This window comes from Pseudoalteromonas sp. GW168-MNA-CIBAN-0100 (genome assembly GCF_040309225.1).
GTDB classification, from domain to species: Bacteria; Pseudomonadota; Gammaproteobacteria; order Enterobacterales; family Alteromonadaceae; genus Pseudoalteromonas; species Pseudoalteromonas arctica.
This window is the reverse complement of record NZ_JBEOOL010000105.1, coordinates 1-498: the sequence shown is the minus strand read 5'-3', so window position 1 is coordinate 498 and position 498 is coordinate 1. Positions and strand designations below refer to the sequence as shown.

General features: G+C 36.1%; 1 protein-coding gene. It reads left to right on the top strand.

Features of this window, described 5'->3' with window-relative positions; translation table 11 throughout:
* Window positions 1–431: transglycosylase SLT domain-containing protein (locus tag AAEY62_RS20225; protein ID WP_350635966.1), on the top strand; the 431-nt coding region annotated here is incomplete at its 5' end.
* Between the last annotated feature and the right edge of the window lie 67 nt (window positions 432–498).

Sequence of the window (498 nt, the reverse complement as noted above, 5' to 3'; positions counted from 1 at the left end):
CACGCTCTCCTATCGCTGCATTTGGTTTAATTCAAATAGTTCCTACATCTGCGGGTAAAGATGTAAGTAACTTCTTGCAATGTAAGCCGTTATTGCTTAGCCCTGAGTATTTATTTAAGGCAGATAATAACGTAGAAGCAGGGAGTACTTATCTGCATATTTTAAGTAATCGCTATTTTAAAAATGTACGTAACGAGCAATCAAGACTGTATATGAGCATAGCCGCATATAATACTGGCCCAGGCAATGTAGCTAAAACTCTCAGCGGCTCAAACTCACTAAATCAGGCAAGTATTGCTGCTAATGCAATGTCGGCAGATAAAATTTATGCCTATATGGTGAATAACTTACCTGCACAAGAAACCCGTAATTATTTACAAAAGGTGGTTAAACGCACCGCATATTATCAAGCACAATTGAAAGGAATTTAAATATGAAAAAGTTATTACACTTAAAGAAATAAACGTAATTAAAGCATACAAAATATCTACCCCCCGA